This is a genomic window from Pseudomonas sp. UBA5568 (genome assembly GCF_002425525.1).
GTDB classification, from domain to species: domain Bacteria; phylum Pseudomonadota; class Gammaproteobacteria; order Pseudomonadales; family Pseudomonadaceae; genus Aquipseudomonas; species Aquipseudomonas fulva.
Map to the genome: position 1 here is coordinate 1 of NZ_DIMK01000067.1, position 8,685 is coordinate 8,685.

Annotated in this window: 4 protein-coding genes; 2 read left to right on the forward strand and 2 right to left on the reverse strand. The window is 66.4% G+C overall.

All coding sequences use genetic code 11. The features are described 5' to 3' along the window. Positions 1 to 4,816: non-ribosomal peptide synthetase (locus B2S33_RS20885; protein ID WP_288651006.1), on the reverse strand; the 4,816-nt coding region annotated here is incomplete at its 3' end. Positions 4,817 to 5,002: 186 nt separating this feature from the next. Between B2S33_RS20885 and B2S33_RS20890 the strand changes: the two genes are divergently transcribed. Then, a complete protein-coding gene (locus B2S33_RS20890) occupies positions 5,003 to 6,124 on the forward strand; it encodes a cupin-like domain-containing protein (RefSeq protein ID WP_027916318.1) in 1,122 nt (373 codons plus the stop codon). A 65-nt stretch (positions 6,125 to 6,189) separates the two neighbouring features. Next, the gene (locus tag B2S33_RS20895; protein WP_288651008.1) at positions 6,190 to 7,158 is read left to right on the forward strand and encodes a siderophore-interacting protein; all 969 of its coding nucleotides are present in this window, start codon (positions 6,190 to 6,192) and stop codon (positions 7,156 to 7,158) included. A 37-nt stretch (positions 7,159 to 7,195) separates the two neighbouring features. Here B2S33_RS20895 and B2S33_RS20900 read toward each other — a convergent pair whose 3' ends face one another. Continuing rightward, complete coding sequence (locus tag B2S33_RS20900; RefSeq protein WP_028687919.1) at positions 7,196 to 8,587, reverse strand: aspartate aminotransferase family protein; 1,392 nt, start codon at positions 8,585 to 8,587, stop codon at positions 7,196 to 7,198. Positions 8,588 to 8,685 lie beyond the last annotated feature (98 nt).

Here is an 8,685-nt window from a genome sequence, read left to right on the forward strand (position 1 = left end):
GGCCAACGCCGCGATCGATCAACTGCCAGGCCAGGCCATTGGCGGCGTTGTTGAGTTGGCGATAGGTGAGTTGACGTGCGCCGAACACCACGGCGGTCGCCTCGGGGCTGCGCTGGGCCTGCTGCTCGATCAGGCGGTGAACGCAGTATTGCTCGGGGTAACGCTGAGCGGTCTGGTTCCAAGTGCGCAGGCCGTGCTGTTCACTGGCAGCGAGCATCGGCAGCTCGCCAATGGCCTGTGCAGGGCAGGCAACCATGCCGCGCAGCAGGGTCTGCCAGTGACCGGCCATACGCTCGAGGGTGGCGGCTTCGAACAGGTCGGCGGCGTACACCAGGGCCACGGAAATGCCCTGCGGCGTTTCCAAGGTTTCAAGGGACAACTCGAACTGCGCGCCGCCGCCATCGAGCAGCAGTTCGCGAGCCTGCAAACCTGGCAGGCTAGTGCCGGTCGCGGTGGCGCCGACAGTGCTGAGGTGGTTGTACATCACCTGGAACAGCGGGTTGTGATTCAGCGCACGCTGGGGGTTGAGCACTTCCACCAGGCGGTCGAAGGGCAGGTCCTGGTTGGCCTGGGCCGACAACGTCACCTCCTTGACCGTCTGCAGCCAATGGCCCGCCGATTGCTCAGGCTGCGGGCACAAGCGCATGACCAGGGTGTTGACGAAAAAGCCCACCACCGCCTCCAGCTCCTGGCTGTTGCGGTTGTTCACCGGCACCCCGATGCGCACGTCGGGCTGGCCGCTGTAGCGTTGCAACAGCAAGGCGAAGGTACCCAGGAACAGTTGGAACAAGGTGACGCCCTGGGCCTGGGCCAACTCGCGTACTTGACGCTCCAGGTCCTGCGGCAGGCGCAGGTCAAGGCGCCCGCCACAGTCGCTGAGCTGCGCCGTGCGCGGGTGATCGGTCGGCAGCGACAGCACCACCGGTTCACCACCCAGGCGTTCGACCCAATAGGCCTGCTGGCGCTGCATCTCGCCTTGGTCCAGCCACTGGCGCTGCCAGTGGGCGTAGTCGGCGTACTGCACCACCAGCGGTTGCAGAGCGGACGTATGGCCGGCACTGAAGGCGCTGTAGAGGTCGACGAATTCGTGCACCAACAGGCTCATGGACCAGCCGTCGGAGGTGATGTGGTGCAGCGTGAGCACCAGCACCCATTCATCAATCGCGCGCTCGATCACCTTGACCCGCATCAGGGGGCCTTGGTGCAGGTCGAACAGGCGCGTGATTTCGGCGCGCACCGCAAGCTCCAGCTGGGGTTGGCTGGCATCGGGCAAGGCCATCCATTGCAGGTCCACCGCCCCGGCCGGCTGCACCTGCTGGTAAAGCTGGCCATCCTCCTGGACGAACGTGGTGCGCAAGGCTTCGTGCCGTGCCAGCAAGGTGTCCATCGCCCGCTGCAAGGCCTGGCGATCAAGCTGGCCCTGCAGCCGCACGGCCAGCGGGGTGTGATAGGCGGTGCTCTGGGGCTGCAAGGTCCAGTACAGCCATTGGCGCTGCTGGGCGAACGACGCCGGCAGGCGCTCGCTGCGCGGCAGTGCCGCAATGGCCGCCTGTTCGCGGTAGCGCTCGCAGTGCTCCAGCGCCTGGGCCAGTTCACCCAGGTTGGCCGTGTCGAACATGGCCCGCAGCGGCAGGTCGAGCCCCAGTTGGCGGCGCACACGCGAGACGATCTGCACGGCCAGTAACGAGTGGCCGCCCAGGCTGAAGAAGTTGTCGCCAAGGCCGACTGCCGGCACTTTGAGCACCTGTTCCCAGATGCCCGCCAGGGCACGTTGGCGCTCAGTTACCGGCGGCACATGGGCATCGGCGGCACGCGCCTGGGTCGGCTGAGGCAGCGCGCGGGCGTCGAGCTTGCCGTTGGCGGTCAGGGGCATGACGGCCAGGGCCTGATAGGTGCTGGGCAGCATGTAGTCAGGCAGACGCGCTTGCAGCCACGCCTCCAGCTGCGCTTGCGCGTCAGTGTCCGCGTAGACCACATAGGCCACCAGTTGCGCATGGGCGGCTTCGCCCACCAGCAGCACGGCCGCGTCGCGCACCTGGGGCGCTGCACGCAGGGCCAGCAGCACTTCATCCAGGTCGATGCGGTAGCCGCGCAGCTTGACCTGGCGATCGACACGGCCAAGGAACGCCAGCTCGCCCGAGGGCAGGCGACGCACCCGGTCACCTGTGCGATACAGGCGCGCACCCGGTGCACCGAAGGGGTCAGGCACGAAGCGCTCGGCGGTCATGCCTGGACGGTTCTGGTACCCACGGGCAAGACCAGCGCCACCGATGTACAACTCACCGTGGCTGCCCGGCGCCTGCAGTTGCAGGCCGGCATCGAGCACCTGGGTGCGGGTGTTGGGCAATGGCCGGCCCAGCACGATGGGGCTGTCTGCCGCGCTGAGGTTCTGGGTCAGTACGCCGACGGTGGTTTCGGTCGGGCCGTAGTGGTTGATGATGTCGCAGCGGCCCAAGGCGCGCAGGCGTTCGATCAGTGCAGGCGAACAGGCCTCGCCACCGAGCACCAGGCAGCGAGCAGGCAGCACCTGTTGCGGTTGATCGGCGCCCAGCAGCGCCTCCAGGTGCGACGGCACGATTTTCAGCACGTCGATGCCATGGCCTTGCATATAGGCGCCGAAGCGCTGCGGGTCGAGGGCCACGTCCTGCTCGATGATGTGCAGCGACCGCCCGGAGCACAATGCGCCGAACAGCACGGTATGCCCCAGGTCCGCAGCCAGGGTGGAGACCACCGCCATGTTGCTTGCGCCCTGCAGCGGCAAGGTCTGGAAAATGCCTTGCAGGTAGTTGCCCAGGGCGCCGTGGCTGACGGCCACACCCTTGGCGGTGCCGGTGGAACCGGAGGTGTAGATGACGTAGGCCAGCTCGCCAGCGTGGACGGGGCGCTGCGTGCCCTGCGCACTCATTTCAGGGCGGGCGGGGTCGAGCAGCAGGGTCGTCACCCCGGCGATGTGCGGCAGGCTGGCTTGCAACGCCTGCTGGGTCAGCAGCACACCGACCCGGCTGTCTTCGATCATGTAGGCCAGCCGCTGGGCAGGGAATGCCGGGTCCAGCGGTACATAAGCTGCCCCGGCCTTCCACACGGCCAGCAGGCCGATCACCATTTCCAACGAGCGCCCGGCGGCCAGGCCAACGCACACCTGAGCACCGACGCCCAGCTCGACCAGTTGCAGGGCCAGCGCGTTGGCGCGGGCGTCCAGCTCGGCGTAGCTCAGGCATTGGCCGGCGAATGTCAGCGCCAAGGCATCGGGAACGCGCTGCACCTGGGCCTCGAACATCGCCAGTGCCGACGGCGCTGCTGGTGCCTGCGGGCCCGTGGCCTGCTGCTGCAAAAGTGCCCTCTGGTGCGCATCGAGCAAAGGCAGTTGGTCCAGTGGCTGGTCGGCATCCTCGCTCATCGCTTGCAGCAGTTGCAGCCAGTGCCCGGCCATGCGGGCGATGGTGGCCGGTTCGAACAGCTCGCTGGCATAGGTCAACGAGGCATGCAGACGACCGCCGCGCTCGAAGGTGGTCAGGGTCAGGTCGAAGGGCGTGGGGCGGCTGCTCGCCTCCAGTGGGCGCAGCTCCAACCCCTCGCCCACCGTCATTACCTCGATATCGGCAACGTTGGGCAAGTGGTTGTACATCACTTGGAACAGCGGGTTATGGCTGAGGCTGCGGTCAAGGTCCAGGGCCTCGACCAGCTGTTCGAAGGGCAGGTCCTGGTGCGCCTGGGCACCGGCGGTGGTCTGTTTTACGGCGGCCAGCAGGCTGGCGACCGACTGATGCCCGTGCAGGCAGGTGCGCAGCACTTGGGTGTTGACGAACAAACCGATCAAGCCTTCGACCTCGGCCCGGTTGCGGTTGGCCACGGGCACGCCGATGCGCAGATCGGTCTGGCCGGTGTGGCGGTACAGCAGCACATTGAATGCCGCCAGCAGAACCATGAACAAGGTCACGTTGTGCTGGCGCGCCAAGGCCCGCAGTTGATCAGCCAGGGCCGGGTCGATGACCAGCTCGTGACGTTGGCCGCGCTGGCTGGCCACCGCCGGGCGTGGAAAATCGGTGGCCAGCTCCAGCAACGGCTGCTCATCGCCCAACTGCTCGCGCCAGTAGCCCAACTGCCGCGCCTGCTCACCGGCTTCCAGCCACTTGCGTTGCCACAGCGCATAGTCCATGTACTGGACAGGCAAGGCCGGTAGCGCTGGTTCAAGGCCTGCGGCAAAGGCCTGGTAAGCCTGGACGAACTCGTCGATGAGCACGTTCATCGACCAGCCGTCGGACACGATGTGGTGCAGGGTCAGCAGCAGCACGTGCTCCTGCGCCCCAAGCCGCAGCAAGGTGACGCGCATCAAGGGGCCGACGGCCAGATCGAAGGGTTGCTGCGCCTCGTGTTCGGCCAGCTCGCGCACACCGCGCGCTTGGGCATCGGCGTCCAGGTCAACCAGGCTGTGCTTGGCCACGTGCATCGGGTACTTGGCCGCTACCTGCCGAGCCTGGCCGTCTTCGCCTTCGGCGAATACCGTGCGCAGGCTCTGGTGGCGTGCTACCAGGCAAGCAAAGGCCTGCTCCAGCGCCGCCTCGTCCAGAGGCCCGCTCAAGCGCACGGCGCTGGGCAGGTTATAGGCACCGCTGCGCGGGTCCAGCTGCCAGAGAAACCACATGCGCTGCTGGGCATAGGACAGTGCATCACGGTCCGGGACCTGCACGTCGGCGGCGATGGGGAATTGGGAAAAGTCGATGCCTTCGGCGCGCAGGCCATCCAGAAACAGATGACGCTTGTCCACTGGCAGCTCTATGAAACGGCGGGCAAGCTTGAGGGACTTATCGGCATTCATCTGCGACCTTCCATACAGTTGGGTATCGAGCGTTGGCTCGGCTATCCCTACGGGACGTAGGACGACGCAAGAAAATTAGCCGCGCAGCTTAGGCGCTGGCGCCACGCATGCCGGTAAGGCGCCGGTTAAATCGGTGCGCGTATCGCTCGTTAACCCTGCACAACGACAGATCGACAGGGGTTGACCGTGGACCTTCAGAGCATTCTCAGCAGGCTGTTCGCCAATGCCCATGGCGTGGGCATCGAGGGCGTCTACCAGTTCGTCTTCGCCCATGACCGGGCATTCTGGTCGGAGGTGCGCGAGCAGAGCCGCACCGGTGCGGGTCGCCACGCAGCGCCGGACGTCACCATCGAAGTGGCCGAGCGCGACTTTCTCGGGATCATGGGCGGCACGGCCAATGTCGAGGAACTGTTCGCCAGTGCGCGGCTGAAGATCACCGGCAACATGGGCCTGGCCACGCTGCTGCCGCAGATCATCAACAGCGCGCGGCAAGGCACGTCGGCCAGCAAGGTGGCCATGAACCAACGCTACCCCACGCCCGCGCGCATCAGCGAACGGATATCGGCAGCGCAGCCTGTGCTGCGTGAGGTGCCCCGCCTGCCACGGGCGCACCTGTCAGCCGAGCGTTTTGCCCGGGAGTTCCTGCCCCAGGGCATGCCGGTGGTGATGAGCGATGCCCTGCACGACTGGCCGCTGTTCAGCATGGGGCGTGAGGCATCCCTCGCGCACTTTGCCGAGCTGCAAGGCATCACCCGCCACGGCGATTACGTGAAAAAGACCTTCTCCACCGACCGCGACTTTCGCGCTACCTCCATGGCCGACTTCATTGCCTCGCTCGATACCCCGGCCAAACCGGGTGAAACCCCGGCCTACATGGGCAACAACATCGTCCCGGAAAAGCTCCTGGCGCTGATCCGCTTCCCCGACTATTTCGAACGCTCGCGCTACATCGCGCCACGCATCTGGATCGGGCCCAAAGGGACGCTCACACCCTTGCACCGGGACGACACCGACAACCTGTTCGCTCAAGTCTGGGGGCAGAAGTCGTTCATTCTTGCTGCCCCGCATCACCGCCCGGCGCTGGGCACCTGGTCGACCAGCCCCAAGGGTGGCCTGGACGGCTGCGACTTCAACCCCGATGCCGCCGACTACCAGCGTTTCCCGGCCGCCCGCGATGTGCCGTTCCTGCGCGTGGTGCTGCAAGCCGGCGACCTGCTGTTTTTGCCCGAGGGTTGGTTCCACCAGGTGGAGTCGGTGTCCACGTCGCTGTCGGTCAACTTCTGGGTGAACGCCGGTCGCGGTTGGTGATGTGCGTTTAATTTGCCTGGGCGTCAGCTCGTTTCTCAGCAAAGACGTCTGCACGAGAACGCCCCATGCCCAGCCCCGCCCGCATGACCCAAACCCTCCAGCAAGGTCTGCGCCGTCTGATTGGCGGCGCCACACGCCAGGCCCAGCCCTACCGCCTGTTCGACCTGGTGCTCAGCCGTCGCCTGACCCTTACCCCTTCGCTCACCCGGCTGGTGTTCACCGGCCCGGACGTGGCGCAGATGACGACCCTGGCCCCAGACCAGCGGGTGAAGCTGTTCTTCCCCGCGCCCGATGGCTCCGTTGCGCAACTGCCTGCCGACCAGCACTGGAAGGCCGCCCACAGCGCGCTCGCTGCCGAGCAGCGCCCACCCATGCGTACCTACACTTTGCGCGCACTGCGCCCAGAGGCCTTGGAGGTGGACGTGGATTTCGTCCTGCACGGCGTCAACGGCCCTGCCTCAGCCTGGGCTACCCAGGCGCAGCCGGGTGATCGCCTGCAGATGCTGGCACCTAATCTGGCCTATACGGGAGACCCTGGTGGGTACGAGTGGAAGCCGCCGCAAGGGGTACGTAATGTGCTGCTGGTCGGGGATGAAACGGCGCTGCCAGCGATTGCCGGCATCCTCGAAGCCTTGGCCGTGACGCAACCGGACCTGGCGGTGCAGGCGTTCATCGAGGTGCCATTGCAGGCCGATTGCCTGGATGTGCGGCATGGCAGCGGCGTCGAGTTGCACTGGCTGCCACGCGATCTGCTGAACTGCGAGCACGGCCAGGCCATGCTGCATGCCGTGCATGAACTGGCCCGCCTGCCCCAGGGGCATGCCGTGCCCAGGGCCAGGCTGGAGGATATCGATATCGACAAGCGCATCCTGTGGGAGCAGGCCAGTACCGCCTGCAGCGCGTTCCACGCCTGGGTGGCGGGCGAGTCGGCCACGGTCATGGCCATCCGTCGTCATTTGATCAAGGAGCGCGGGTTACCGCGCCAAGGGCTGACCCTGATGGGCTACTGGCGTGCAGGCAGAACTTTGGACTGAAGGGGTATAGCCGGGGGCACGCGGCCCCCGGCTGGGCTCAGACCGCCGCGGCCACGGCAGCAGCGAAACGCTGCGCGACCTCGTCGACCTGTTCGTCGCTGATGATCAAAGGCGGCAGGAAACGCACCACGGCCCCGTGGCGGCCACCGAGTTCCAGGATCAGGCCTCGCTTGAGGCACTCGCGCTGTACGCGCGGGGCCAGTTCGCGGTTGGCCGGCGGGTGCCCCTGGGCGTCCGCCGTGCCGTGCGGATCGACCAGTTCCACGCCCAGCATCAACCCCCGGCCACGGATATCCCCCAACTGCGGATAGTCCGCCTGCAGGCGTTGCAAGTGCCCGCGCAGGCGCTGCCCCATGGCCTCGGCATGGTCCGCCAGGCGGTGCTCGACCAGGTATTCGAGCACGGCAGACCCTGCGGCCATGGCCATCTGGTTGCCGCGGAAGGTGCCGGCATGGGCGCCCGGCTTCCAGGTGTCGAGCCAGTCGCGGTACACCACCACGGCCAGGGGCAGGCTGCCACCGATGGCTTTGGACAAGGTGACTACGTCTGGGACGATACCGGCGTGTTCGAAGGCGAACATGCGCCCGGTACGGGCGAAGCCGCTCTGGATTTCATCGACGATCAGCGCGACGCCCGCCTGCTCGGTGATGCGCCTTACGCCCTTGAGCCACTCGATGTCGGCGGGTATCACGCCGCCTTCGCCCTGCACCACTTCCAGAATCACCGCTGCTGGCAGCGGCACCCCGCTTTCGGGGTCGAGCAGCAGGTTTTCCAGGTAGTGCAGGTTGGCCTTAACGCCCGCCTCGCCGCCCAGGCCGAATGGGCAGCGATAGTCGTAGGGGTACGGCATGAACTGCACGCCGCTGCCCAGCAATGCGCCCAGGGGTTGCTTGGGACCCAAGCTCCCCATCAGGCTGAGTGCCCCTTGGCTCATGCCGTGGTAGGCGCCCTGGAAGGTCAGGACCGTGCTGCGTCCGGTGGCGCTGCGCACCAGCTTGAGCGCCGCTTCCACCGCATCGGTACCGGTCGGGCCACAGAACTGCACCTTGGCTTCACGGCGCAGTGCTTCGGGCAGTACGGCGAACAGGTCCTGGACGAAGCGGTCCTTGACCGGGGTGGTCAGGTCCAGGGTGTGCAGGGGGAGTTCATCGGCCAGCACGCGCTGGATGGCTTCGACCACCACGGGGTGGTTATGGCCCAGCGCCAGCGTACCGGCCCCGGCCAGGCAGTCGATGAACTGGCGGCCTTCGACGTCCTCGACATAGATGCCACGGGCTCGTTTGAGGGCCAGCGGGATACGGCGGGGGTAGCTACGGGCATTGGACTCCTGTTGCTGCTGGCGGTGCAGCAGCGGGGAGTCGGTGAATTCGTACAGGGGATGCGGGGTGGTGGCCGGTGGGATCTGAGCAAGGCTGGTAGCGGTGGACATGGTGAATCCTCGCAAGCAAGCGAATGGGCGGTAGTCGCTTGAGAGACGCTTGGCCGGGGGGAGGATTTAGGGGGGGGCTTGCTCTTGCTCTTGCTCTT